Source organism: Streptomyces sp. NPDC002130 (assembly GCF_040296465.1).
In the GTDB taxonomy this organism is placed as follows: Bacteria; Actinomycetota; Actinomycetes; order Streptomycetales; family Streptomycetaceae; genus Streptomyces.
This window is the reverse complement of sequence record NZ_JBEOXI010001093.1, coordinates 1-1,157: the sequence shown is the minus strand read 5'-3', so window position 1 is coordinate 1,157 and position 1,157 is coordinate 1. Positions and strand designations below refer to the sequence as shown.

Below are 1,157 nucleotides of genomic sequence, written 5' to 3'. Positions count from 1 at the left end.
GGCTTCCTCGCCCGGCCCATCGGCGGGATCATCTTCGGTCACCTCGGCGACCGGATCGGACGCAAGAACACTCTCGTCATCACCTTGATGATGATGGGCGTCGCCACAGTCGGCATCGGACTCCTCCCCACCTACGCACAGGTCGGGATCTGGGCGCCGATCGGCCTGGTCACCCTTCGCGTCATCCAAGGAGTCGCGGTCGGCGGCGAGTGGGGCGGAGCAGTGCTCATCGCCAGCGAGAACGCGCCCAAGGGGAAGAGCATCCTCTACTCCGCGTTCGCTCAACAGGGCTCACCCGCCGGGAATCTGTTGGCCACCATCGCATTCTTCTTTCTGTCCGCGATGCCGACGCCGTCGTTCCTCCTGTACGGATGGCGCATCCCGTTCATCATCTCGGCGGTCCTGGTCATTCTCGGGATGATCATCCGCCTCAAACTCGAAGAGTCCGACGAGATGAAGGCCGTTCTCGCCCGCAAGAAGGTCGTCAAGCTTCCACTCGCCGAAGTATTGCGCAAGCATTGGGTACTGGTTCTTCTCGGCGCCGGCGCACTCCCCCTCGCTCAGGTCACCTACTTCAAGAACACCTTCGCATTGTCTTGGGCTACAAAAGAACTGGGATACGATCGAGGTACCTTCCTGGCCGCCATTGCGATCGCGCTTGTCGTGCAGTTCATCGTCCAACCTTTCGGTGCCGTCCTGGTCTCCAAGATCGACATGCGAAAAGCCATGTGTCTGATGGTGATACCGGAGTTCGTACTCATGCCCGCGATGTTCTTCGCGATCCGAACCGGGAACTTCACCATCGCGGTCGTCGCGATGTGCCTGGCCACGATCCCGCATTCGATGTTCTACGGCGCCATCGCCGGCGTTCTCGCCCGGGCCTTCCCCGCCAACATCCGTTACACCGGATTGTCGACGGCGTACCAACTGTGTTCCCTCGTCGTCGGCGGCGGAACTCCGGTACTGGCGCAGTGGATGCTCAACACGTCCGGCAACATCGTCGGGGTCGCGATCGTGTCCGGGCTGTACGCCCTTGTCTCGCTGATCTGCACCCTTCTGCTGCTCCGCCCGGCGGGCGCCGAGCCCGGCGAGGCGGAGACGAAGCTGGGCGACGAGATCGCCCGCCTGCTCGCGGAGTACGAGGCCCAGATGGAGGC

At 62.7% G+C, this 1,157-nt stretch carries 1 protein-coding gene; it reads left to right on the top strand.

The features are described 5' to 3' along the window. Nucleotides 1–18 precede the first annotated feature (18 nt). Nucleotides 19–1,157, top strand: a 1,139-nt coding sequence (locus ABT116_RS48695) for an MFS transporter (RefSeq protein ID WP_351647991.1), incomplete at its 3' end; no start/stop codon positions are given.